The sequence below is a fragment of the Rhodococcus sp. P4_B6 genome (assembly GCF_056402215.1).
This window is the reverse complement of the sequence record NZ_JBFUHV010000012.1, coordinates 78,914-102,953: the sequence shown is the minus strand read 5'-3', so window position 1 is coordinate 102,953 and position 24,040 is coordinate 78,914. Positions and strand designations below refer to the sequence as shown.

The following is a 24,040-nucleotide window of genomic DNA, read 5'->3' as shown; positions in this document are numbered from 1 at the left end:
TCGGTGACGAGCGGGTCAGGAGTGGTGCACATAGGTGCCGGGGGCGGGCGCCAGCGGCGGGTACTGCCGGGCACCGAGGCTGTGCGGTGCGTCGACGTCGGGTCCGCTGCGTTCGGCGAGCCAGTGCGCGTAATCGGTCCACCACGAGTCCGTCGCAGTCTCCGCGGTGGCGAGCCACGCGTCCGGCGTGTCGGAGGCCGGTTCGCCGAACCGGTACGACGCCCGCGGGTTGCCCGGCGGGTTCACGAGTGAGGCGATGTGTCCGTTCGACGACAGCACGAACCGGGCGTCCTTGCTGCCGAGGAGGCGAGCGCTGCGGTACGTCGACTGCCACGGGCAGAGGTGGTCGGCGGACCCGCCGACCACGTACGAATCCGCGGTCACCGTGCCGAGGTCGACGGGCGTGCCGAGCATGGTGGCGGCACCGGGGATCGTCAGCGCGTTGCGCAGGCCGAGCAGCACGAGGTCGCGGTGCAGTGCCGCCGCCATGCGGGTGGTGTCCGAGTTCCAGAACAGCACGTCGAACGCGGCCGGAGACCGGCCCTGCACGTAGTTGTTGACCCAATACCGCCAGACCAGATCGGTGGGACGCAGCCATGCGAACATCTCCGCGAGCGTGCGACCGTCGAGGAATCCCTTCGCGGCCGAGTCCCGGATCGCCGCGGCAGCGGCACGCTCGCTCATCATGGCCGACGCCGTTCCGGCGCGGGTCTGATCGAGAACGGTCACGGCCAGGGTGAGGCCGGCGATACGGTCGCCCTCGCCGATCTCGGTGAGGTGTGCGGCGACCATGGCGGCGAGAATGCCGCCCGAGCAGGTGCCGAGGACGTGCGCGCTCGTGGTTCCGGCGATGCACTGCACCGCGTCGAGAGCTTCCAGGATCGCGGCACCGTACGTGTCGGCACCCCAGTCCCGGTGCCGGGCGTGGGGGTTGCGCCAGGAGATCGCGAAGACCTGCTGTCCCTGCTGCACGAGGTGCTCGATCAGGCTGCGGCCCGGTGCGATGTCGAGGATGTAGTACTTGTTGATGACGGGCGGGACGATCAGCAGCGGTGTGGCGTGGACCGTCTCCGTCTGCGGCGCATAGTGGATCAGCTCGAACGTGCGGGTCTGGAAGACCACGGCACCCTTCGTCGCCGCCACGTGCTCCCCGACCTCGAACGCGTCGGGTTCGACCATGGCAGGCACCCGCGGACTCGACTGCATGTCGCGGAGGAAGGCCCGGACGCCGCGTACCGCACTGAGTCCGCCGGTGTCCACCATGGCCTTCCACCCGAGCGGGCTGAGGAACGGATTGTTGGTCGGCGACAGACCTTCGACCAGGTTGTCGAAGACGAACCGCATCCGTTCGTGATCGCGCCAGTCCAGGTCGGCGTCCTCGAGCAGGGCAGTGGCGGTGTGGGAGGTGGCGAGATACGCCTGCATGGCCCGCCGCAGGGCGGGATTCTGCTGCCACGCGGCATCGCCGAAACGCTTGTCCGCCTTGGCGGGAGCCCGGTCGGACGTGCCGGCGACGATCGCACCGAGTTCACGGACGAGGGCGCCGCCGCGCAGGGCGACCGTGCGGGGCCTGCCGGCGAGGCTGATGCCGAACCGGCTCCAGGAGCTGTCGGGGAGCATGCGGGCGGCGACGCCGCGGGTTCCGCGGGTGAGGAGGAGGTCGAGGGGAGCGGTCAGCTCGTCGGGGGTCGTCGGAGTGGGGGACGACGTACTCATGGGCGGAGCTTTCGATGGAAGTGTGCTCTGAGATGTCAGAGTGCGGAGTGAGTCAGAGCGCGGCCGGCGTGCGGCCGAGTTCGCGTTTGAGGATCTTGCCGGTGGCGGTCATCGGCAGGGAGTCGACGAATTCGACGGTGCGAGGGTATTTGTAGCTCGCCATCTGCTGCTTGGACCAGGCGATCAGCTCGCCGGGGGTGATCTGTGCGCCCGGTTCGAGGATGACGTAGGCCTTGACCTCCTCGCCGTGGCTGTCGTCGGGGACACCGACGACGGCGGCGAGGGAGACGGCGTCGTGCCCGATGAGGACGTCCTCGATCTCGCGGGGATAGACGTTGAAACCGCCGCGCACGATGAGGTCCTTGGCGCGGTCGACGATGTAGTAGAAGCCGTCCTCGTCGACCCGCGCGAGGTCGCCGGTGCGGAACCAGCCGTCGCGCAGCACTTCCGCGGTGGCCTCGGGGCGGTTGTAGTAGCCCTTCATGATGTTGTGACCGCGCAGCGCGATCTCACCGATCTGATCGGTCCCGGTGACGGTGTTCCACTCCTTGTCGACGAGACGCGCCTGGATGCCCCAGACGGGAACGCCGATCGATCCGGGCCGGGGTTCGAGAGCGGGATCGCTGAACGTCGCGAGTGGCGACGTCTCGGACAGCCCGTAGCCCTCGAGGATCTGCACCCCGAACCGGTCGGCGAACCGGGTGAGGATCTCCACCGGCAGCGCGGCGCCGCCGGAGATGGCACGGCGCATGTTCCGGGCGATGCGGTCGATGTCGACGGGATGTTCGTCGAGGGCGCCGAGCAGACCCCAGTACATGGTGGGCACACCCGCGAAGACGGTGATGTCCTCCCGTTCGATGAGGTCGAGTGCGGCCCGGGCCTCGAACCGGGGCAGCAGCACGAGGGTCGCGCCCACCGAGATGCCTGCGTTGAGGGTGACGGTCTGGCCGAAGGAGTGGAACAGCGGCAGCGTCACCAGATACCGGTCGTGGGTCGAGGGTGTGCTGTCGAACAGCCGGTTGGCGGTCAGCGCGTTCAGCGCCATGTTGGCGTGGGTGAGTTCGGCGCCCTTGGGTTTTCCGGTGGTGCCGCTCGTGTACAGGATGACGGCGGTGTCCCCGGGTTCGCGGACCACGGCGTCGAAGTTGCTGTCGTGCCGCGCGAGGGCGTCGGCGAGCGTCCCGACGCCGTCGATCATGGCGGGGGCGGCCGGGTCGGTGGTGATGCGGAACAGGGCGCGGCAGCGGGGACTCTGCGCGAAGCCGGACAGTCCGTACTCGCCCATCGGCAGTTCGGGGGTGCCCTCGTAGCAGAAGTAGGCCTTGGCATCGGAATCGTCGAGGTGATACGCGATCTCACGATCCTTGAGCAGAACGTTGAGCGGCACGACCACCGCGCCCGCCTTGAGGATGCCGTAGTAGACGACGGGGAACTGCGGAATGTTGGGGCACGACAGCGCGATCGTGTCGCCGGGTTCGATGCCCGCCGACACCAGCAGGTTCGCGACCCGGTTCGACTGGGCGTCGAGGTCGGCGTAGGTCATCCGCTGGTCACCGAGCACCAGGGCGACGCGGTCGGGGAATCGGCGGGCCGAGTCTTCGAGAAGTACGGAGAGGTTGAGCACGGTGAACTTTCTCGTCGGGGGAACAGTGCCGTCGCGCTACGCGAACGACGCGGCGGTGGCGGCGGTCGAGTTGATCAGCTCGCGGAGCAGCTCTTCGGCGTACGGCCAGTACCCGTAGCCGGCGGCCGGGTTGAGGTGACCGACGGCGCCGAGGTCGACGAGCTTGCTGCCCCACGATTCGGCCATCCCGGCGACCCGACGGAACCGGGCCAGCGGGTCGTCGGTGCTCGCCGCCACGATGCTGGGGAACGGGAGCCGGCGCCGGGGGACGGGGTTCCAGCCGTTCGCGTCGAGGTCCCCGCGTGCGGGGTAGCCCGCGGGCAGCGGCTCCTCGAAGTCCGGTGGGGTGGCCAGCAGGGCGCCCTGAACGGGACGGGACGCCTGCTGGGCCCAGTGCACCGTGATCGCCACGCCCGCGCTGTGCGCGACGAGCACCACCGGACCGTCGATGTCGGTGAGAACGGTGTCGAGGGCGGCGATCCGCGCGGCGAGACTGAGCTTGTCCCGCTCGAGCGGCGGCACCGTCCGCACGTTGTCGAGTCGCTCGGCGAGCAACGTCTGCCAGTGGTCGGCGACGTGATCGCGCAGTCCGGGCACGATCACCACGGTCGGTTCGGTGGAGGTGGTCACGGTCGGCTCCAGTTTCCTAAGAGATGGCGGTAAGGGCGGCGAGCTTGCGGCGTCCGGCCGGGTAGGCACGTTTGCCGAGAATCAGGGCGACGATCGCGACGACGTAGATCAGGGGCGCGATCTGCAGGGCGGTGACGAGGCCGAAGCGGTCGGCGAGCAGTCCGACGACGAACGGGCCGAGTGCCAGTCCGAGAAGGTTGTTGGCGAGTGTGAGGGTGCCGAAGGCCGAGGCACGCACCGAGGAGTGGGTGAGGTTCGCGACCATCGCGGCGATCGGACCGGACGAGCCGGCGGAGAAGAAGGCGCCGATGCCGATCAGGATCAGCTGGGTGGAACCGGACGGCATCTGGAAACCGGCTCCGAGGAACACGAGCGAGAGCACGCCGTACACGACGGCCGTGGTCCATTTCTTGGTGGGATCGTCCCGGCTCACACGGTCGGTGATGATGCCGCACACCACCATGCCGCTGCCGACGGCGAGGACGAAGATCGACGCCATTGCGCCGGCCTTGTCGGGGGCGAGGCCGTACGACCGGTTGAAGAAGCTCGGCAGCCACGCCAGCAGGACGCCCGCGGTGAACATCTGCAGACCGCCACCGATGTACGCCAGCACGACGGCGGGTGTGGAGAAGAGGCTCGAGAGCGGTGCCCGGAAACCGGTGGGTGTGTCGGCGGGGTCGTCGAGGACGGCGGCGTCCGTCAGTTTCCGTTCGGATACGAGGGCACGGAACAGGGCGACGAGGATGAGGCCGAAGACGGCCATCGCGGCGAACGACCAGCGCCAGCCGAGGTTGACGGCGATGACGCCGCCGAGGGCGACACCGATCACGGAACCGAACGATCCGCCGCCCATGAAGGCGCCGCTGAGCGCGGAGTGCACGCGCGGGGCGAACACGCTGAGCACCACTGCGATGCCGACACTGCCGTAGGCGGCTTCGCCGACACCGACGAGGAATCTGGCGCCGAGCATCTGCTCGTAGTTGGTGGCGAGCGCACACAGCAGCGTGGCGGCGCTCCACAGGACGGCCATGAGAAGCAGGCTCTTGACCCGGCCCCACCGGTCGGCCAGTAGCGACAGCGGGAGGGTCAGCAGGCCGACCATGAGTGCGACGATGCTGCTGAGCGACGCCAGCTGTGAATCGGACAGCGCCCATTCGGTTTTGAGGAGCGGGAAGACGGCGCTGAGAACCTGCCGGGACATGTAGTCCGACAGCAGCAGTCCGAAGGTGAGCGCGAAGACGATCCAGGGGTATACCCGCGACCGCCGGGCCGGCGCAGCGGTCGCGCCGATAGTGTCCGGGGCGGTGGTGGTGTTCGGTCCCATGAGGCCTCCTATGGCCGACAGGATTGGTAAAGGGTGTGGGGAGGGAGCCGGGCGTGCTCGGCAGGAGCAGCGAATTCTCCGGCTCCCTCCCCGTTCGTGACGAAATCCCCTCAGGTGCGGGAACTCAGGCGTGCTGGGTGAAGCCGACCTGGCCGGGACGGCGGTTCGGGGCGTAACCGAGCTTGGCGAGGGTCTCGTCGGCGTCGGCGTAGGTCTGACCGATCCGGTAGATGTCGCGGGCCTCCTTACCGGTGGCCACCTCCCGGCCCAGCTCCCCGGCCACCCGGACCAACTGCTCGACCTGCGCGACCGACGTCATCTTCTCGCCCTTGCGACCCCAGATCGTGTCCTCGTTGCCGCACCGCGGATGCAGACCCATCGCGATCGCCATCGCGTTGACCGGCAGCACACTGCGCATCAACGTCTCGAGGGTCAGGCACGCACCGTCCGGCACCCGCTGCACGAAATTCATGATGTTGTACGGRTTCGGGCCGTCGAAGCCGCCACCGATACCGACCCAGGTCAAATTCAGCGGACCGGTGTACACCCCACGACGGATCAACCGCTCCACCGTCTCGAGCTGCGGRATGCTCGACAGCTGGAAATGCGGCTGGATCCCGGCCGCCTGCAGACGACGCAGATGCTCCTCCACCCACGCCGGACCGGCCGGGACCGTCATCTCCCGGTACGCCTCGGCCAGCTCGGGCCGCTGCATCGAGGTGCCCGCGATGTCGTCGGCGGTCATCAACTCCATGATGTTCATCTGCGAGGTGTTGATCGCGATCGTCACCTGATCCGGTGCCGGATCGAGGTCGGCGAGCATGTGCCGGGTGTCGTCGGAGAGCCACTTCGCGTCCGCRCCCTCACCCTCGGGGGCGAACGAGATSGAACCGCCGACCTGCAGGATCATCTCCGGCACCGCCTGCCGCAGTCCGGCGAGCAGTTCGTTGAACTTCGACAGCCGCTTGGAGCCCTTGCCGTCGAGTTCACGGACGTGGATGTGCAGCACGGTGGCGCCGGCCTCGTAGCAGTCCACCGCCTTCTGCACGTGCTCGTCCATCGTCAGCGGCAGGTCCTCGCGGAAGTCGTCCGGCTCCCACTCCGGACCGTACGGGGCACACGTGATGACCAGCTTCTCCTGGTTTTCGGGGAAGAGGGCGTCGTCGTGGAAATGCATGGGTGTTCTCCGTTTCGAAATCGGAATTGATGACTAGGGGAAGTGAGAAATTCAGAAGGGCCGGTCGCCGACGATTCCGGCGCGTTCCATCTTGCGGACGGCGGGCCAGTAGTCCTGGACGGCGTAGTGCTGTGTGGACCGGTTGTCCCAGATCGCAACACTGTTCGGGGTCCACCGCCACCGCACCTGGTACTCGGGGATCGAGGCCTGGCTGATCAGGTAGTTGAGCAGGTTGCTGCTGCCGGGCGCGTAGTCGATGCCGTACCGGATGTTGTCCGGGGTGTGGTAATTGACGAAGTGGGTTGCGAAGGAATTGACGAACAGGATCTTTTCGCCGGTGTCCGGGTGCGTGCGCACCACGGGGTGCTCGGCGTCGGGGAAGCGATCGTGCAGGGCGTGCCGCTGCTCCAGCGTCTGGGCCGCGCCGAACGAGGCCTCGATGCTGTGCCGGGCGCGCAGTCCGTCGATCTGCTCCTTCACCCGGTCGGGGAGTTTCTCGTAGGCCAGGGCCATGTTCACCCAGATGGTGTCGCCACCGACCGGCGGCGTCTCGACGGCCCGGAGCACACACCCCATGGGCGGGTTGTCACGCCAGGTGGCGTCGCAGTGGAAGGCGTTCTCGTAGTGCTCGGCCGGGCTGTCGAGGTCCTTGTAGATCCGCACCAGCCCGGGATACTCGGGGTCGCTGCCCGCGACGGGATGATCCTCGAGCGGGCCGAAGCGCTCGGCGAGCGCCACGTGCTCCGCCCGGCTCATGTCCTGGTCGCGGAAGAACAGAACCTTGTACTCGAGCAGCAGTTCCCGGAGTTCGGCGAACAGGGCGTCGTCGCGAGAGACGTCGCCGAGGTTCACGTCGAACAACTCGGCGCCGAGAGAGCAGGTCATCGGTGTCAGCCGGAACGAACCGGAGGGGGAGAGGATCGCGTGCCGCTCGGGCGAATACGTCAGTTGCGCGGTGTCGTTCATGATGGTGTCTCCGTCGTGGTGAAGGGTGGCCAGGCTCAGAGCCGGAACACCGAGGAGCCGATGCTGGTGCCGGATTCGAGGTCGCGGTGCGCCTGGACGGCGTCCTCGAGTCCGTAGCTCTGGTTGATCTCGATGCGGATCCGGCCCGCCTCGACGTGGCCGAACAGTTCACCGGCGAGTTCGGCGCGCTCCGCCGGGTCCGCGATGTAGTCGGCGAGCGCGGGCCGGGTGACGAACAGCGAACCCTTGACGGCCAACTGCATCGCGTTGATCGGCGGAATCGGTCCCGACGCCGTGCCGAAGCACACGAGCAGTCCCCGCCGGGACAGGCAGTCGAGCGAAGTCTCGAAGGTGGACTGGCCGATGCTGTCGTAGACGACGGGAACGCCGGCGCCGTCGGTGATCTCGCGGACCCGCTCGGCGACGTTCTCGCGGGTGTAGACGATCACGTGCTCGCAGCCGTGGGCGCGGGCGATCGCGGCCTTCTCGTCGGTGGAGACCGTGCCGATCACGTTGACGCCCAGCAGCTTCGCCCACTGGGTGAAGATGAGTCCGACGCCACCGGCGGCCGCGTGGAGCAGCACGGTGTCGCCGGCCTTCAGCGGGGCGATGCGGCGCAGCAGGTAGGCCGACGTGAGCCCGCGCATCGTCATCGCGGCGGCCGTGTCGAAGCCGATCGCGGACGGCAGCGGAATGAGCGGGGCGGCAGGCATCACGCGTTCGGTGCTGTACGCGCCGAGCGGACTGCCCGTGTAGGTGACGCGGTCGCCGACCTGCACGTGGGTCACTCCGGTTCCGACCGCCTCGACCACACCGGCGCCCTCGACGCCCATGCCCGCGGGCAGTTCGGCCGGGTAGAGGCCGGTGCGGAAGTAGGTGTCGGCGAAGTTCAGGCCGACCGCCTCGTGGCGGATCCGGACCCCGTGCGGGCCGGGTTCTCCGACCTCGACGGACTCCCACTGCATGACCTCGGGTGCGCCGTGCTCGTAGAACCGAACAGCCTGTGCCACAGTATTTCTCCTCTTCGACGTGATGATCGGCGCGGTACCGCTGCGGAACTGCTCGCGGGGCGGGCCGGGGTGATCCGGTGCCGTGGGGTAGCTCTCCGCGCCGTCTCTCTGTGATGCACCTAACAGTAGGGCCGCGTCCGGTCGTATGCTTATCCTGACGGGACAGGACGCCTATCATTTCGGGACACGGCCAGGTGTCGGGAGAGGGCAGGGACGGGATATGAAACCTCTCGCGCGTTACGCATCATTGAACGGGTACGTGGAACTGTGCCGGTCGCTCGGACTCGAGCCGGCACCGCTGCTGCGCGCCGCCGGCCTCGACCCGTCCGGGCTCGGTCTGCAGGACCGCTGGATACCCGCCGCAGCGATCGCGCGACTGCTCGAGCAGTCGGCGGACAGATCCGGATACGCGGATTTCGGGGTTCGCCTCGCCGAACGCAGGCAGTTCTCCAACCTCGGACCGCTCAGCCTCGTCGTCCGCGAGGAACCCGACGTCCGCAGCGCCCTGCGTGTCCTCACCCGCTACGACCACACGTACAACGAAGCGTTGCGGACCCGGATGTCGGAGCGCGGCGGGCTGGTGACTCTGCGAATCGAACTCGATGTGGGGGAGGCCACCGACATCCGGCAGTCGGTGGAACTGGCGGTGGGGGTGCTGCACCGGCTCCTGCGGGGCTTCCTCGGCGGCGGCTGGAAACCGCTCGCCGTCTGCTTCCCGCACCCGGCCCCGGCCGACGCCGCGACGCACCGCCGGTTGTTCGGGCCTGCGATGAAGTTCGACCACGAGTTCGCGGGCATCGTCCTCGAGGCCGGCGACCTGAACGCGCCGAACAAGATGTCCGATCCGCTGCTCCGCCCCTATACCCAGCAACTGCTCGAATCGTGGGAGCCGTCGGACGACGTGACGATCGTGAGCCGGGTCCGCGAGTTGATCGAACTGCTGCTTCCCACCGGCCGCTGTTCCGTCGAGCAGGTGGCCCGCAGCCTGGGGGTCGACCGGAGAACCGTGCACCGCCGTCTCGCCGAGAGTGGAGAGTCGTTCTCCACCGTCCTCGACGGCACCCGCACCGAACTCGCCGAACGGATGGTCGCGAATCCGCGGCTGAACCTCACCGAGATCGCGGACATGCTGGCGTTCTCGGCGCCGAGCAACTTCTCACGGTGGTTCCGCGGCCGGTTCGGGGTCAGCCCGAGCAGATGGCGAGCCGAGCACGCGGACGTCAGACCCTAGTGGGATGCCAGGCCGCCACAGCCCAGATCACGACCGCGTCGAGCGCGATGAGGGTGATCGCCCACATCGGGTAGTACGGCAGCCACAGGAAGTTGACGACGATCGACAGACCGCAGATCACGAAGGCGGCGCCGCGGGCCCACGTCACCCCGGCGAGCAGAGCGACACCCGCCGCGGCGACCAGCGCCCCGAGCACGATGTGGGTCCACCCCCACGAGGTGACGTCGAATTCGTACGTGTATCCGGCCTCGACGACGAGCACCTCGTCCTTGGACACGGCGGAGAGGCCCTGCAGGATCTCGAGCACCCCGACGGTGACGAGGAGGACCGCCGCGCCCAGTTGCGGTGAGGTGCGGGCCGGACCCGCCGCGGACGTCATGAGCGGATACTCGCGTAGTTCTGCAGGAACCGGGCTTCGACCAGCGACATCGCCGCGATCTCCGAGGGGTCGACACTTTCGTTGGGGGCATGGATCAGTGCCCGGGGTTCCTCGACGCCCATCAAGATGATCTCGGCGTCCGGGTACGTGTCGGCGAGGACGTTGCACAGCGGAATGGAGCCGCCCTGTCCCAGCATGACCATGGGCCGGCCGTAGGCCTCCTCCATGGCCGAACCGAGGGCCCGGTAGGCAGGTCCGTCGGTGCGGGTCCGGTACGGCGCCCCCGAGGCCTCGACCTCGACGTCGACGGCCACCCCCCACGGCGCCGCGGAGTGCAGATGGTTGATCAGCGCTCGCTGTGCCTGCGCGGGTTCGAGCCCGGGCGGTATCCGCAGGTTCAGGCGGGCGCGTGCCCGCGGTGCGATCGCGGCCGCCGATCCGACCACCGGCGGGCAGTCGATGCCGAGGACGGTCAGCGCCGGACGCGCCCAGAGCATGTCGGAGACGGTGCCGTCGCCGAGAAACGATTCGGTGTCGAGCATTCCGGCGTCGGTGCGGAACTGTTCCGGCGGGTAGAGTTCTCCGGTCCAGGTCTGGGTGTTGTCCACACCGTTGACGGTGGTGTTGCCCTTGGCGTCTCGCAGCGTTGCCAGCATCGCGATCAACGCGGCGAGGGCGTCCGGGGCGGCGCCACCGAACATGCCGGAGTGCAGATCTGAGGTGAGTGCTTCGACGGTGACGACGACGTTGACCAGTCCCCGCAGGCTGACGGTGGCGGCCGGCAGGCCCACATCGGCGTTACCGGTGTCGCACACGAGAATCGCGTCGGCGCGCAGGAGATCGGCATTTTCGCGGACGAAGCCTTCAAGACCGCCGGTGCCCTGCTCCTCCGACCCCTCGACGACGAGTTTCAGGTGCACGGGGAGTTCGGCTCCGAGGGCTCGCAGCGCCGTCAGGTGGACGAGGATGTTGCCTTTGCAGTCGGCGGTGCCGCGTCCGTACCAGCGTCCGTTCCGCTCGGTGAGCTGGAATGGTGGTGTTTCCCAGGCGGTGTCGTCGAGCGGGGGTTGGACGTCGTAGTGGGCGTAGAGCAGCACGGTGGGGGCGTGCGGGTTCGGGGAAGGGCGTGACCCGACCACGGCGTGGCTGCCGTCGGACGTTTCTTCCAGACGGGCGTCGGTGAAGCCGTGCTGCGCGAATTTCGCTCGCACCCATTCGGCCGCACGGTGGCATTCTTCGGGAGGGTACCGGCGGGGGTCGGCCACCGATTGCATGGCGACGAGTTCGGTCAGTTCTTCTCGCGCCTGCGGCATCAGGTCGCTGATGCGTTCTCTCAGGTTCATCGCTCACTCACCCGCCACGTCGCTGGTCTCGAGGTCGCCGACGAACTGCTGGAATTCGGGAAGTTTGTCGGGGCAGTAGATCTGGATGACCAACAGTTCCCCCTTCACCACCCGTTCGTCCACGACGACGGGCCGGGTTCCAGGCCCGCCTGCTCCGTTGGCCATCTGGGACAGCAGCGTGGCCCGGGCCAGGGGAGCGTTCGGGTTGGCGCAGATCGCCCCGCCGTCGTCCCCTAGCACCCCGACGATCTGGTCGTGCGACGGTGTCCGGGCACCGGCCTGGTCGAGGGCCGCGATGAGCTGATCCGCCTTGTCGTCGGCTTCCCGGTTCGACGAGACATAGGGGAAGAGGAGCAGGGCGATGATCGTGAGGATCACGATGATGAAGGTGACGAGACCGTAGATGATCATGCGGTCGCGTCGGCTCGAGGCTTCCTTCGCGGTGGTCATGACTCGCTCTCCTCGGGTTGCTTCCACGAGGGCTTCCGGGCCCTGTAGAACAGATAGGGCACGAGCAGGCCGAGGCCGAGTGCTCCCGCGGCGACGATCAGGACGTACACGCCGGCATTGCCGGAACTGAACTGCGACGGCGGGATGAAGCCGATGAGGAGAGCGGCGAGTGAGGCGGCGAACCCGACCCCGCACAATCCGACCAGCATCGGTGCCCGGTATCCACGCGGGTGGTCGGGGGCCTTGCGGCGCAGCTGAACCGCGGCGACGAACATCAGCAGGTACATGATCAGGTACACCTGCGTGGTGATCACCGAGAAGATCCAGTACGCGCTCGACACGTCGGGGATGAACGCGTAGAGCAGGGCGATCACTGTGGTGACCAGGCCCTGCGTGACCAGAATGTTCTGCTGCACGCCGTGCTTGTTGACCCGCTGCAGGAACGGCGGCAGGTAGCCTTCCTGCCGGGAGATGAGCACCAAGCCCTTGGACGGGCCGGCGAGCCAGGTCAACATGCCACCGAGCGACGCCGCCACCAGCATGATTCCGATCACCGGTGTGAGCCATTGCCAGCCGAACTCCGCGAAGACCGCGTCGAATGCCTGCATCACCCCGGCGGTCAGGGACAGCTGTTCGGCCGGTACCACCCAGCTGATCGCCAACGCGGGCAGGATGAAGATCGCCAGGACCAGGCCCATGGACAGGAACATCGCGCGAGGGAATTCCTTGCCCGGGTTCCGCAGGGACGACACGTGCACCGCATTCATCTCCATGCCGGAGTAGGAGAGGAAGTTGTTGACGATCAACACGAGGCTTGCCAGGCCGGCCCACGCAGGCAGCAGGTGGTCGGCGGTCATCGGTGCGGCGGAGGCATTGCCCTGGCCCAGGAAGACCGTTCCCAGAATCACCAGCAGTGCACCGGGCACCAGGGTGCCGATGATCAGGCCGGCGCTGGAAAGACCTGCCACACCCTTCGTTCCGCGCGAGGAGATGTAGACCCCGGACCAGTAGGTCACCATGATGACTATCGCGGTCCACACTCCGTTGCTCGCGAGGGCCGGATTGATGACGTAGGCGAGCGTGCTTGCGACGTACCCGAGCAGACTCGGATAGTAGAAGATCGTCATGGCGAACTGGCACCACACCGCCAGGAATCCCATCGGCTTGGAGATCCCGCGGGAGACCCAATTGTAGACGCCGCCTTCCCATCCCGATGCCAGCTCGGCCGACACCAGCGATGTCGGTAGCAGGAACACCAGAGCGGGGATGAGGTACAGGAACACGCACGCCAGGCCGTACACGGCCATCGTCGGCGACGGACGCAGGCTCGCCACCGAACTGGTGGTCATCAACGCCAGGGCGAGCCAGGAAATCCACGACCCCGCCGGACCGCGGGTGCGGGCCTCGGCCTGAGCGGGCGGCTGGTCGGAGGGTATGTCCGGTGCACTCATGACATCCACCTGTCCCGGAACCGGCGGTCGGCGTTCCCGGCCTCGCTGCTGCGTGTCATCCCACTGCCCTCCTAGTCGACAACCCGCAGGTCGTGGCTGGTGTTGTTCAGGCGGCGTCCGCCGTCTTCGGTGACGGTGACGATGTCTTCGATGCGGATCCCGAACCTGCCCGCGAGGTAGATGCCCGGTTCGATCGAAAAACACATGCCGGGGACGAGGAGCTGTTCCTCGCCCTCGACGATGTACGGCGGCTCGTGGGTGGTGACCCCGATCCCGTGTCCGGTGCGGTGAATGAACTGCTCGCCGAAGCCGGCGTCGCTGATCACCGACCGMGCCACCCGATCGATCTGCTGGCAGCTGATCCCGGGTCGGACGGCCTCGACGCCCGCTTGCTGCGCCCGCCGGACGATGTCGTGCACCTGCTGCACTTCGGGTGCCGGCTCGCCCACCGCGACCGTGCGGGAGGTGTCCGAGCCGTAGCCGAACATCAGGCCGCCGAAGTCCAGGACGACGGTGTCACCGCGTTCGATCTTCCGGTCACCGGCCTCGTGATGAGGATTCGCGCCGTTGGGTCCGGAGCCGACGACGGTGAAATCGACCTGCTCGTGCCCGAATCGGCGCAACAATCCGGCAAGTTCTGCCGCGACCTCGTTCTCTCGCCGACCGGCGAAACGTGTCTGCACGATCTGCTCGTACACTGCATCGGCTGCGGCGCCGGCCGCGGACAGCCGAGCCAGCTCGGCGGGGTCCTTGACGGCACGCAACATCGGCATCCCGTCGGTCAGTGCCACATACGACGAGCGCGGTAGCTGTCGCTGCAGGCCCAGCAGGTGCATCGCCCAGGCGGAGTCGGAGACGCCGTATCTACCCGTGGGGTCGAGCAGTGCGCCGGCCACCTGGTACGGATCGGTGCCGTCGGACCACTCGACGAGCGACACCGCAGCCGTCCCGTCCGCACCTTCGGCGTCGGGTCGTTCGAGCGCGGGCACCACCATGGTCGGCTGCCGATCCGGGCACAGCACCAGAATCGTGAGTCGTTCGGTGATCGCGGTCGGCCGATACGCCGTCAGCCACACCAGGTCCGGTCCCGGCGTGACGAGCAGACCGTCCAAGCCCGCGGCGACGGCGTCGTGAACGACTCGTGCCATTCGGGCGGCGTAGTCTTCGCCGGTGAACGGCGTGGGCGTCGGATGCGCGATCGATGTCATCGAGCCCTCCGGTGAGTGTGGAGATCTTCGACTGCCACCCGAAATTCGAGACAAAGAAACCGAATTCGCATTGCGAACTCGCCGCGTCCATGACCGCATGACGACGGTTGCTCAGGGCACTCCGCTCGATCGGCACCGCATCGCCACGGTCCACCTCCCACGGGCGCGTGAAGGCCCGCCAAATCGAATTGTGCGCCTGCCCGGACCGAAACCGCAGCAGAATTCCGGTAAAATTCAATTGCCATCTTGGTAACGGGGACGAGGCCGGCACAGTTCTCCAGTTGGACATCGGACTGATGCGACCGATCTCGGCCCTTCGCAGACGTGGCGGTTGCACCATGAATGACATGGACGACATGGCCCGTGAACCCCTCGACGGACGTGACTCCGGCGAGGGTGCCCCCGCGGGCGCTCAGGCCATGACCGTGCGCGGCGCCGCGTTCCTCGGCGTCGGCTCGATGGTCGGTGCCGGCATCTTCGCCCTCCTCGGGGAGGCCGGGGCCGTGGCCGGCTCCGCGGTGTGGCTGTCGTTCCTCCTTGCCGGCGTGGTGGCCACCTTGCAGGGCTATGCCGTCGCGAAGTTGGGGGCGCGCTACCCGTCCTCGGGCGGCATCGTGACATTCCTGCTCCAGGGGTACGGCCGCGGGCACATCACCGCAATCACGTCGTGGCTGCTCTACTTCGCGGCGCTCATCGTCACCGCCATGGTGGCCGTCTCGTTCGGGAGTTACGGCGCCGCACTGTTCTTCGACGATTCGGGTGCGTGGAGTCGCATACTCACCTCCGGCGTGGTCGTGCTCGTGGCGGCGATCAACATCGCGGGCACCAAGTTCATCGACCGGGTCCAGACCGCGATCGTGGTGATCCTGCTCGCGGTGTTCGCCGTCTTCGTCGTCGTCACACTCGCTCAACTCGACCCGAGCCTGCTGGCACCGTCCACGTACCCGCCGACACTGGACATCGTCGGCAGCGTGGCGCTGACCTTCTTCGCCTATCTGGGCTTCACCGTCATCAGTTTCACCGGCGGCGACCTTCCCGACCCGCGTCGCAACCTGCCTCGTGCGATGTACCTGGCCCTGGGCATCACGATCCTCCTGTACGTGCTGATCGCTCTCGGAGTCTTCGGAACCCTGACCGTGCAGGAGGTCATCGACAACGGCGATACGGCCCTCGCCGTTGCGGCCCAACCCGCTCTCGGCGACGCCGGGTTCGCGATCATGGCTCTCGCGGCGCTGCTGGCCACCTCCTCCTCGGTCAACGCCAACGTCTATGCGGCGGCCGGCTCCACCGCCAAACTAGCCGAATCCGGGACCTTTCCACCGGTGTTCGGTAGTCGAGCCTGGGTCGGGGGCACACGCGGGTTGACCATCTCGGTCGCGCTGATCCTGCTCCTGGCGAATCTGGTGGATCTCACCGCCATCGCCTCCCTCGGCAGCGCCGTGGCTCTCGCGATCTTTCTCGTGATGTCGATCGCGGCCTACCGGCTCCGCCACGAAACGGATTCCCGCGCAGGCATCCTCGTCGCCGGAATCGTACTGACCGTCGTCGTTCTCGTCGTCTTCGCCGTGCAGACGCTGCTGACCGCCCCGCAGACGTTCGTGGCGATGATCGGGATCGTGGTGCTGGCGGTTGTGCTCGAGTTGTTCTGGAGCGCGGTGCGCGCTCGCCGGGCGTCCCGCACGCGGTGAGGGGAGTGGGGCGCGGTCTCAGCGGACGGGTGGGACGGGCAGAAACGGCCGGATCTCGTCGTCGCCGGGGCGGATGACCCCGGCATGGGACTCGGGCACCTCCTGCCACGCGCCCTCGAGGTCGCGCAGCGGTTCGGACACCACGAACCTGGTTTCGTCGCCCAGTTCGCGCAGTACCTCCACCTCGGGGTGCAGGGCGCGGACCTTGTCCATCGCGGTGGAGAAGAACAGCGAGCGCGTCTGCTGTTCGGTCGAGTACCGGAACACCCAGACGGAGACGCCGTCGGTGGTGGCGATCGTCGCCTGCACCGGGTTCTCGACCCCGTGCCGGGCGCCGACGTCCTCGACGAACCCGACGGCGCGGGCGACGGCGGTGAACGGGTCGTCGGTGAGTCCGAACGTCAGCGCGAGGAAGAACAGTGTCTCGGAGTCGGTGGATCCTTCGATCTGCGGGTAGAGACTCGGGTCGACGGCCAGGGCCAGTTCGCGCTTCATCTCGGTGAATCCGCGCAGCGCGCCGTTGTGCATCCACAGCCAGTTGCCGTGCCGGAAGGGGTGACAGTTGCTGCGCTGCACGGGAGTTCCCGTCGACGCGCGCACGTGCGCGAAGAGCATCGGCGTCCGGATCTGGCGGGAGATCTCCCGCAGGTTGCGTTCGTTCCAGGCGGGTTCGATGCATTTGAACAGGGCCGGGGTGGGGCCGTCTCCGTACCAGCCGATGCCGAACCCGTCACCGTTCGTGGTGGTCRCACCCATGCGGGAGTGCAAGCTCTGGTCGATCAGGGAATGGACCGGCCGGAAGAGGAGGTCCTCGACGAGGATCGGATCGCCGGAGTATGCCATCCACCTGCACATCTTCTCATTCAAGCAGGTCGAGTCTGCTGACGTAGTGGCTTCCGTCATCGATCGGGTTGTCGGGTGGGAGATAGCCCTCGCCGACGCGTCGGAAGCCGGCCTTCTCCAGCGCCCGCCACGACGCCCGGTTGGGGACGACGACGGGGACGACGATCGCGGTGGCGTCGGGTAGGTCGGAGCGGCACTTGGCGACGAACGCCCGGATCATCGCCGTTCCCAGCCCTCGGCCGATACGCCCGGGGTCGCCGACGAAGTAGTCGATGGAGATGCTGCCCGGTGGGATGTCGACGAGGGCCGTGAGGAGCGCGAGGTCCTCGGGATAGTCGGCGATCCGGTATCGCTGGATGAAGCCGAACGGCACGCCGCCCCGCAGCACGAGGAAATCCTCGCAGGGTTCGGTGCCGTCGATGCTGCCGCCGAAGTCGCGCTCGATGTCGGCGTCCGCGGTGTCGTGGTTCCAGAACCGCGCGACGTGCGGTTCGCGGAGCCATCGTTGCAGTTGAGGGAAGAATTCGCGGGTAGTGTGGACGAACTCGAAGGTGACTGCGCCGGCGCTCACGGTAGGGAAACTAGCACCACCCGAGTCGATACAACTTCGGTATCGATAACGAGAATCTTTGACTTGGACATGTATCGAACATCCCTCTAGCGTGATTCCTATGACTCAGGTCACGCTTCCGGATCGGGGCGTGATCAGAGTCCCCCAACTTCGTCACCCCCCGAATCCAGAGAGAGGAGTCACCGATGACCCTCCCCCTCGCCGTCTCGCCGGCAGTCGACAGCGCGGTCTCCAAGATCTTCCGCCGTGTCGTGCCGCTGTTCATCGTGATGTTGATCTGTAACCAGCTCAATCGCTCGAATATCGGCTACGCCCAGACCCACCTCGAAGCAGATGTGGGCATCGGCGCCGCGGCGTACGGATTCGGCGCGGGTGTCTTCTTCATCGCCTACGCGATCTTCGAACTGCCGTCGAACGTGCTGATGGAGAAGTTCGGCGCCAAGGTGTGGCTGACCCGCATCATGATCTCGTGGGGCCTGGTGTCCGCGGCCATGGCGTTCGTCAACGGCCCCGAGATGTTCTACGCCCTGCGGTTCCTGCTCGGTGTCGCCGAGGCCGGCTTCTTCCCGGCCATCATCTTCTACTTCACCCGCTGGCTGCCGAACAACCACCGCAGCCGCGCCACCGCCCTGTTCATCGCCGGTTCGTCGATCGCGGCCGCCATCTCGGGACCGATGTCCGGACCGCTGCTGTCCCTCGACGGACTCGGCGGGCACCACGGCTGGCAGTGGATGTTCGCCCTCGAGGGCCTGCTGTCGGTGGTCGTCGGGTGCATTGCCTACCGCCTGCTCGACTCGAAGATCGACGACGCGAAGTGGCTCACCGGCCCGGAGAAGCACGACCTGCAGGCCGTCATCGCCGAGGAGGACGTGCTGCGCAGCGAGGCGTCCGCGAAGCGCGGCGAGTCGGGCTCGCGCTGGAAGCTGCTCCTGCAGCCGCGGATCCTGGTGTGCTGCGGCATCTTCTTCGCGATCACCATGGCGATCTACGCCAACACGTTCTGGCTGCCGTCGATCATCCGCCGCATCCCGGGCACCACCGACGTCACCGTCGGGCTGCTGTCCTCGCTCCCGTGGATCTGCGCGATCTTCGCGATGTACTTCTCCAACCGCTCCGCCGACCGCACCGGACGGCACAAGCCGTACCTCGTCGCCGCGCTGCTCATCGGTGGTATCGGCACGATGGCCGCCGCGTTCGTCACGCCCTGGCTGGCCCTGCCGCTGCTGTGCGTCGCGACGATGGGGTTCAAGAGCGCGAGCCCGCTGTTCTGGTCGATTCCGCAGCGCACGCTCCATCCGATGGTGCTGGCACCGGCGATCGCGATCATCAACTCGCTCGGCAACCTGGGTGGCTTCGTGGCCCCGTTCGGCTTCGGTGTCATCAAGGAGCAGACCGGCACGGTGACGATGGGCCTGATCGTGCTGTCGCTCTTCGCCCTGGCCGCCGCCGCGGCGGTGACGTACTTCCGGCGCGACAAGGAAGACATCGACGAAGTCGCGAACGTCGCAGAGGTGGCGTCCGACGACACCCTGGCCACCAAATGACCCGTCACCGGACCATACGAAACGCAGACGAGAATTCGAGGATCGCATCATGACAGCAACGGTGAACCGGACCGACGTGACCGGACAGATGATCATCGCGGGCAACCCCGTCCAGGGTTCCGGCACGACCATCCACGGCATCGACCCCGCCACCGGCCACCAGCTCGAGCCCGGCTTCGCGCACGGTGACGACCGGGACGTCGACGCGGCCTGCGCCGCCGCCGCCGAGGCGTTCGCGCCGTACCGCGCCACGACGTCCGAGGAGCGCGCCCGGTTCCTCGAGACGATCGCCGACAACATCGAGGCGCTCGGCGAGACGCTGATCGCCCGGGTGTGCGCCGAATCCGGACTCCCCCAGGGCCGCGTCACCGGCGAGGTGGGCCGCACCTCCGGACAGCTGCGGCTGTTCGCCGGCGTCCTGCGCGACGGCGGCTGGAACGGTGCCCGCATCGATCCTGCGCTGCCCGACCGCACCCCGTTGCCGCGTGCCGACATCCGCCAGCGGAAGGTCCCGCTCGGACCGGTCGCGGTGTTCGGCGCCAGCAACTTCCCCCTCGCGTTCTCCGTCGCCGGCGGCGACACCGCGTCGGCGCTGGCGGCGGGCTGCCCCGTCGTCGTGAAGGCCCACGACGCGCACCCCGGCACGTCCGAACTCGTCGGCCGCGCCATCGCCGACGCCGTCGCGAGCACCGGCATGCCTGCGGGGACGTTCTCCCTGCTGTTCGGCTCGGGCCGCGGGCTCGGCACCGCGCTGGTCACGGATCCGCGCATCAAGGCCGTCGGCTTCACCGGATCCCGTTCCGGCGGAACCGCTCTGGTCGCAGCCGCCGCGGGTCGCCCGGAACCGATCCCGGTGTACGCGGAGATGAGTTCGATCAACCCGGTGTTCCTCCTCGAGAACGCGCTCACCACCCGCGGCGCCGAACTCGGTCGCGCCTTCGTCGGGTCGCTGACCCTCGGTTCCGGACAGTTCTGCACCAACCCCGGTCTCGTCATCGCGGTCGACGGTCCCGGCCTCACCTCGTTCGTCGAGTCCGCGCGCGCCGCGGTCGCCGAGAGCACGCCCACCCCGATGCTCACCCCGAACATCGCCGGCTGCTACGCCGACGGCGTCACCGCGCTCAGCGGAGCTGCGACCGTGGAGGCCCGCGGCACCGAATCCGACGCGCCCAACACCGGCCGGGCGGCGCTGTTCAGCGCCGCCGCCGACACGTTCCTGGGCTCGGAGGTGTTGCAGCAGGAGGTGTTCGGCTCGTCCAGTCTGATCGTCCGCTGCCGCGACGCCGAGCAGGTGCGCGCCGTGGCGGCGAAGCTGGAAGGCCAGCTGACCGCGACCGTCCACGTCGACGACGCCGATCTCGACGAGGCAGGCCGCCTGCTGCCCGTCCTCGAGCTCAAGGCCGGGCGAATCCTGTTCAACGGCTGGCCCACCGGGGTCGAGGTCGGTCACGCGATGGTGCACGGTGGTCCGCACCCCGCGACGTCCGACTCGCGCACCACGTCCGTGGGTTCGCTGGCGATCGAACGCTTCCTGCGACCCGTTGCCTACCAGGATGTTCCGAGCTCGCTGCTCCCCGCTGCCATCGCCGACGGCAACCCCGACCAGTTGTGGCGTCGCATCGACGGCCGACTCACCCAAGCCTGATTTTTCCCTCGTGAAGGAGTTCCCCATGCTCGACGGCGTCCTGTTCTTCCCCGTCACCCCGTTCACAGCATCCGGCGACGTCGACTACGACCGGCTCGCCGAGCACGTCGCCAAGGGTGTCGACGCCGGCCCCGGAGGCGTCTTCATCGCCTGCGGCACAGGCGAATTCCATGCCCTCGGGCTGGAGGAGTTCGGCAGGATCGTCGCCAAGGCCACGGAGGTCGTCGCCGGACGGGTCCCCGTCTTCGCCGGCGCAGGCGGTTCCGTGCAGCAGGCCAAGGAGTTCGCCGCCAGCGCGAAAGCCAACGGCGCCGACGGCATCCTGCTGCTCCCGCCGTACCTGGTGACGATGCCGCAGGCCGGACTGGTGGAGTACACCCGCGCGGTCGCCGAGACCACCGACCTGCCGCTCGTCGTCTACAACCGCGGCAACGCCCGCTTCGACGAGGCGGCAGCCGTGGAAGTCGCGCAGTTCCCGACCGTCGTCGGGTTCAAGGACGGCACCGGTGACCTCGACAAGGTGGGCCGCATCGTCCGTGCGGTGAAGGACGCGCTCGCCCCGTCCGGCAAGCAGTTCCTGTTCTTCAACGGCATGCCCACCGCCGAGGTCACCCAGCAGGCGTACCGCGCGATCGGTGTCACGCTGTACTCGTCCGCCACGTTCGCCTTCGCGCCGGAACTCGCACTCGGCTTCTACGACGCACTCGAATCCGGCAACCAGGAACTCACCGACGCACTGCTCCGCGACTTCTTCCACCCCCTGGTGCGCCTGCGCGACCAGGTGCCCGGATATGCGGTGTCGCTGATCAAGTCGGGTGTCGCGATGGAAGGTATCGACGCCGGGCCCGTGCGGCCGCCGCTCGTCCCCACGAGCGACGTGCACCTGCGTGAGCTCATTCGGATCACCGCAGCCGGCCGCGCCGTTCTCGCCGACGCTCTCGCCGTGCAGGCGGCGGTCTGATGACTGCCGCACCGATCCGGATCACCGGCGCGCGGATCACGCCCGTCGCGTTCGTCGATCCGCCGCTCCTCAACACCGTCGGCGTGCACCAGCCCTACGCGCTGCGCGCGATCATCCAGCTCGACACGGACGGCGGTCTCGTCGGACTCGGTGAAACGTACGCCGACACGGCCCACCTGCTCCGGCTCGAGGCGGCCGCCGAGGCGATCGTCGGGCTGGACGTGTTCGCGCTCAACGCGATCCGCGCGGCGATCGACGCGAAGATCGCCACGCTGACCGTCACGGGCGGCGACGGTGTCGCGGGCATGATCACCACGGCCAGCACCACCGACCGCGTGTTCTCCCCGTTCGAGGTGGCGTGCCTCGACGTGCAGGGCAAGGCACTCGGCCGGCCGGTGTCCGACCTTCTCGGCGGCAAGGTACGCGACGCCGTCCCGTTCAGCGCCTACCTGTTCTACAAGTGGGCCGGGCACCCCGGTGCCGAGCCCGACGAATGGGGCGAGGCGATCGACCCCGACGGTCTGGTCCGCCAGGCGCAGAAGATGATCGGCGAGTACGGCTTCGAGGCCATCAAGGTCAAGGGCGGCGTGTTCTCCCCGGACGAGGAGATCGCCGGTATCAAGGCGCTGCGGGCCGCGTTCCCCGACCTGCCGCTGCGCCTCGACCCCAACGCCGCGTGGACCGTCGACACGTCGATCAGGGTGGCGTCGGAACTCGACGGCATCGTCGAATACCTCGAGGACCCCACACCCGGTCTCGACGGCATGGCCGAGGTGGCGCGTGAGGCGAAGATGCCGCTGGCCACGAACATGTGCGTCGTCGCGTTCGATCAGCTCAAGCCTGCGGTGCTGAAGGATTCGGTGCAGGTCGTGCTGTCGGATCACCACTACTGGGGTGGCCTGCAGCGGTCGCGGCTGCTCGCCGGGATCTGCGACAACTTCGGCCTGGGCCTGTCGATGCACTCGAATTCGCATCTCGGCATCAGCCTGGCCGCGATGGTGCACCTCGCCGGCGCCACCCCGAACCTCACGTACGCGTGTGACACGCACTGGCCGTGGAAGACCGAGGACGTCGTCAAGCCGGGTGTGCTGAAGTTCGTCGACGGCGCGGTCGCGGTGCCGACGACGCCGGGTCTCGGCGTCGAGATCGACGAGGACGCGCTCGCCGCCCTGCACCAGCAGTACCTCGACTGCGGGGTGCGCGACCGCGACGACACCGGGTACATGAAGTCGGTGGACCCGACGTTCGAGAACACCTGCCCTCGCTGGTAGCTGTCTCACGGAAGACGCCGACCGCGAACTCGGTCGGCGTCTTCCGGGTGGGCTAGATTGAGCTTCGGGCTCGGGCCCACCTCGAGGCAAAGGAGTGGATCGAATGTTCTCCCTCGCACGGCTGTCGTGTTTCATCGCCGTCGCGGAGGAGCTGCATTTCGGTCGCGCCGCGGAGCGCCTGCACATGACGCAGCCGCCGCTGAGCCGTCAGATCCAGCAGCTCGAAAGCGAACTCGGGGTGCAGTTGATCGACCGCACCAGCCGATCCGTCACCCTCACCGCGGCCGGGGCGGCGTTCCTGCCCGACGCCCGGCGCATTCTGAGTCTGTCGGAGAGTGCCGCCCTGACGGTGCGGCGGGTGCCTGCCGGTGATCTCGGCACCGTCGTCGTCGGGTTCACCGGCGCGTCCGCGCACGCGGTGCTGCCGAGGTTGCTCGAGGCCGCACGCGACCGGCTGCCGGACGTGAAAATTGTTCTGCGGGAGATGGTCACGTCGGTGCAGATCGAATCGCTGATCAGCGGTGAACTGGATCTCGGACTGATCCGCCCCATCCTCACCCGCCCCGGCATCGACACCCGCCCCATCCACCACGAACGTCTCGTCGCCGCGCTGCCCGCGGGTCACCCCCTCGCCGACGCCGGCCAGTTGGCGGTGGAGGATTTCGACGACCAGCCCGTCGTCATGTATTCGCCGGTCGATGCGCGGTATTTCCACGAACTGCTCATCAGCACGTTCACGATCGTGGGGGCCTCCCCGCGCTACGTCCAGTACGTCACGCAGGTGCACACCATGCTGGTGCTCGTCCGGTCCGGGCTGGGCCTGGCCCTCGTCCCGGAATCCGCGCAGACGATGCACCCGGAAGGGGTCGTGTTCCGGCCTGTCTCCGCGATCCGCGACCGGCCCGTCCAGATGAACGCCGCCTGGCGCTCGGACAGCCGGAACCCCGCGTTGCGCAGGCTCATGGAGGACGTCCTGCCGCAGCGGGAATGGGAATGAGGGCCGGCACG

At 67.9% G+C, this 24,040-nt stretch carries 21 protein-coding genes; 7 read left to right on the top strand and 14 right to left on the bottom strand.

Annotation, left to right across the window (positions count from 1 at the left end):
- Positions 1-15 precede the first annotated feature (15 nt).
- From AC1DWT_RS08570 to AC1DWT_RS08540, 7 genes are all read right to left on the bottom strand, one after another.
- Positions 16-1,716, bottom strand: a complete 1,701-nt coding sequence (locus AC1DWT_RS08570; protein WP_206014180.1) for a PHA/PHB synthase family protein — start codon at positions 1,714-1,716, stop codon at positions 16-18.
- A 52-nt stretch (positions 1,717-1,768) separates the two neighbouring features.
- Positions 1,769-3,340 (bottom strand): long-chain-fatty-acid--CoA ligase, encoded by a 1,572-nt coding sequence (locus AC1DWT_RS08565; protein ID WP_206014181.1) that lies wholly within the window; start codon positions 3,338-3,340, stop codon positions 1,769-1,771.
- Positions 3,341-3,376: 36 nt separating this feature from the next.
- Complete coding sequence (locus tag AC1DWT_RS08560) at positions 3,377-3,970, bottom strand: RBBP9/YdeN family alpha/beta hydrolase (protein ID WP_072943801.1); 594 nt, start codon at positions 3,968-3,970, stop codon at positions 3,377-3,379.
- A 16-nt stretch (positions 3,971-3,986) separates the two neighbouring features.
- Positions 3,987-5,294: an MFS transporter gene (locus AC1DWT_RS08555; protein WP_206014182.1), complete on the bottom strand. Its 1,308-nt coding sequence runs from the start codon at positions 5,292-5,294 to the stop codon at positions 3,987-3,989.
- A 124-nt stretch (positions 5,295-5,418) separates the two neighbouring features.
- Positions 5,419-6,471: a beta-keto acid cleavage family enzyme gene (locus AC1DWT_RS08550; protein WP_072943797.1), complete on the bottom strand. Its 1,053-nt coding sequence runs from the start codon at positions 6,469-6,471 to the stop codon at positions 5,419-5,421.
- 51 nt (positions 6,472-6,522) lie between these two features.
- On the bottom strand, positions 6,523-7,437 hold the full coding sequence (locus tag AC1DWT_RS08545; protein ID WP_206014183.1) for a TauD/TfdA dioxygenase family protein: 915 nt from the start codon (positions 7,435-7,437) through the stop codon (positions 6,523-6,525).
- Between the two features lie 35 nt (positions 7,438-7,472).
- The gene (locus tag AC1DWT_RS08540) at positions 7,473-8,447 is read right to left on the bottom strand and encodes a quinone oxidoreductase family protein (protein ID WP_095865500.1); all 975 of its coding nucleotides are present in this window, start codon (positions 8,445-8,447) and stop codon (positions 7,473-7,475) included.
- A 220-nt stretch (positions 8,448-8,667) separates the two neighbouring features.
- Here AC1DWT_RS08540 and AC1DWT_RS08535 point away from each other — a divergent pair, with 220 nt between their 5' ends.
- Positions 8,668-9,678 (top strand): AraC family transcriptional regulator, encoded by a 1,011-nt coding sequence (locus AC1DWT_RS08535; protein WP_072943791.1) that lies wholly within the window; start codon positions 8,668-8,670, stop codon positions 9,676-9,678.
- Here the strand turns inward: AC1DWT_RS08535 and AC1DWT_RS08530 are convergent.
- From AC1DWT_RS08530 to AC1DWT_RS08510, 5 genes are all read right to left on the bottom strand, one after another.
- Positions 9,668-10,057, bottom strand: a complete 390-nt coding sequence (locus AC1DWT_RS08530; protein WP_072943790.1) for a DUF7144 family membrane protein — start codon at positions 10,055-10,057, stop codon at positions 9,668-9,670. The genes AC1DWT_RS08535 and AC1DWT_RS08530 overlap by 11 nt on opposite strands.
- On the bottom strand, positions 10,054-11,400 hold the full coding sequence (locus AC1DWT_RS08525) for a dipeptidase (protein WP_206014184.1): 1,347 nt from the start codon (positions 11,398-11,400) through the stop codon (positions 10,054-10,056). The genes AC1DWT_RS08530 and AC1DWT_RS08525 overlap by 4 nt, the downstream gene beginning before the upstream one ends.
- 3 nt (positions 11,401-11,403) lie before the next feature.
- Complete coding sequence (locus tag AC1DWT_RS08520) at positions 11,404-11,850, bottom strand: hypothetical protein (RefSeq protein ID WP_072943786.1); 447 nt, start codon at positions 11,848-11,850, stop codon at positions 11,404-11,406.
- Positions 11,847-13,301, bottom strand: a complete 1,455-nt coding sequence (gene gadC / locus AC1DWT_RS08515; protein ID WP_095865502.1) for a glutamate/gamma-aminobutyrate antiporter GadC — start codon at positions 13,299-13,301, stop codon at positions 11,847-11,849. The genes AC1DWT_RS08520 and gadC overlap by 4 nt, the downstream gene beginning before the upstream one ends.
- A 71-nt stretch (positions 13,302-13,372) precedes the next feature.
- A complete protein-coding gene (locus AC1DWT_RS08510; protein ID WP_206014185.1) occupies positions 13,373-14,509 on the bottom strand; it encodes a M24 family metallopeptidase in 1,137 nt (378 codons plus the stop codon).
- A 338-nt stretch (positions 14,510-14,847) separates the two neighbouring features.
- Here AC1DWT_RS08510 and AC1DWT_RS08505 point away from each other — a divergent pair, with 338 nt between their 5' ends.
- Complete coding sequence (locus AC1DWT_RS08505; protein WP_095865503.1) at positions 14,848-16,197, top strand: APC family permease; 1,350 nt, start codon at positions 14,848-14,850, stop codon at positions 16,195-16,197.
- 18 nt (positions 16,198-16,215) lie between these two features.
- On the opposite strand, the gene AC1DWT_RS08500 is transcribed toward AC1DWT_RS08505, so the two are convergent.
- Positions 16,216-17,040 (bottom strand): class II glutamine amidotransferase, encoded by an 825-nt coding sequence (locus tag AC1DWT_RS08500; protein ID WP_477920260.1) that lies wholly within the window; start codon positions 17,038-17,040, stop codon positions 16,216-16,218.
- Positions 17,041-17,056: 16 nt separating this feature from the next.
- Entirely contained in the window at positions 17,057-17,611 is a 555-nt protein-coding gene (locus tag AC1DWT_RS08495) for a GNAT family N-acetyltransferase (RefSeq protein ID WP_206014186.1), read from the bottom strand.
- 185 nt (positions 17,612-17,796) lie between these two features.
- Between AC1DWT_RS08495 and AC1DWT_RS08490 the strand changes: the two genes are divergently transcribed.
- The 5 genes from AC1DWT_RS08490 to AC1DWT_RS08470 all read left to right on the top strand — a co-directional run bounded on the left by AC1DWT_RS08490 (position 17,797) and on the right by AC1DWT_RS08470 (position 24,029).
- On the top strand, positions 17,797-19,155 hold the full coding sequence (locus AC1DWT_RS08490; protein ID WP_072943777.1) for an MFS transporter: 1,359 nt from the start codon (positions 17,797-17,799) through the stop codon (positions 19,153-19,155).
- 49 nt (positions 19,156-19,204) lie between these two features.
- A complete protein-coding gene (locus AC1DWT_RS08485; protein ID WP_206014187.1) occupies positions 19,205-20,800 on the top strand; it encodes an aldehyde dehydrogenase (NADP(+)) in 1,596 nt (531 codons plus the stop codon).
- A gap of 25 nt (positions 20,801-20,825) precedes the next feature.
- Positions 20,826-21,761 carry a 5-dehydro-4-deoxyglucarate dehydratase gene (locus tag AC1DWT_RS08480; RefSeq protein WP_206014188.1) on the top strand — a complete coding sequence of 312 codons (936 nt, stop codon included), beginning with the start codon at positions 20,826-20,828 and terminating at the stop codon, positions 21,759-21,761.
- Positions 21,761-23,032, top strand: a complete 1,272-nt coding sequence (locus AC1DWT_RS08475; RefSeq protein ID WP_095865507.1) for a glucarate dehydratase family protein — start codon at positions 21,761-21,763, stop codon at positions 23,030-23,032. Before AC1DWT_RS08480 ends, AC1DWT_RS08475 begins: the two co-directional genes overlap by 1 nt.
- Before the next feature lie 103 nt (positions 23,033-23,135).
- Entirely contained in the window at positions 23,136-24,029 is an 894-nt protein-coding gene (locus tag AC1DWT_RS08470) for a LysR family transcriptional regulator (protein WP_072943770.1), read from the top strand.
- The last annotated feature ends 11 nt before the right edge of the window (positions 24,030-24,040 follow it).

Bases quoted from the DNA above. Each gene is read 5' to 3' on its own strand.
- AC1DWT_RS08570 (WP_206014180.1), bottom strand. From the start codon at position 1,716: ATGAGTACGTCGTCCCCCACTCCGACGACCCCCGACGAGCTGACCGCT.
- AC1DWT_RS08555 (WP_206014182.1), bottom strand. From the start codon at position 5,294: ATGGGACCGAACACCACCACCGCCCCGGACACTATCGGCGCGACCGCT.
- AC1DWT_RS08545 (WP_206014183.1), bottom strand. From the start codon at position 7,437: ATGAACGACACCGCGCAACTGACGTATTCGCCCGAGCGGCACGCGATC.
- AC1DWT_RS08535 (WP_072943791.1), top strand. From the start codon at position 8,668: ATGAAACCTCTCGCGCGTTACGCATCATTGAACGGGTACGTGGAACTG.
- AC1DWT_RS08530 (WP_072943790.1), bottom strand. From the start codon at position 10,057: ATGACGTCCGCGGCGGGTCCGGCCCGCACCTCACCGCAACTGGGCGCG.
- AC1DWT_RS08525 (WP_206014184.1), bottom strand. From the start codon at position 11,400: ATGAACCTGAGAGAACGCATCAGCGACCTGATGCCGCAGGCGCGAGAA.
- AC1DWT_RS08520 (WP_072943786.1), bottom strand. From the start codon at position 11,850: ATGACCACCGCGAAGGAAGCCTCGAGCCGACGCGACCGCATGATCATC.
- gadC (WP_095865502.1), bottom strand. From the start codon at position 13,301: ATGAGTGCACCGGACATACCCTCCGACCAGCCGCCCGCTCAGGCCGAG.
- AC1DWT_RS08505 (WP_095865503.1), top strand. From the start codon at position 14,848: ATGAATGACATGGACGACATGGCCCGTGAACCCCTCGACGGACGTGAC.
- AC1DWT_RS08490 (WP_072943777.1), top strand. From the start codon at position 17,797: ATGACCCTCCCCCTCGCCGTCTCGCCGGCAGTCGACAGCGCGGTCTCC.
- AC1DWT_RS08485 (WP_206014187.1), top strand. From the start codon at position 19,205: ATGACAGCAACGGTGAACCGGACCGACGTGACCGGACAGATGATCATC.
- AC1DWT_RS08480 (WP_206014188.1), top strand. From the start codon at position 20,826: ATGCTCGACGGCGTCCTGTTCTTCCCCGTCACCCCGTTCACAGCATCC.
- AC1DWT_RS08475 (WP_095865507.1), top strand. From the start codon at position 21,761: ATGACTGCCGCACCGATCCGGATCACCGGCGCGCGGATCACGCCCGTC.
- AC1DWT_RS08470 (WP_072943770.1), top strand. From the start codon at position 23,136: ATGTTCTCCCTCGCACGGCTGTCGTGTTTCATCGCCGTCGCGGAGGAG.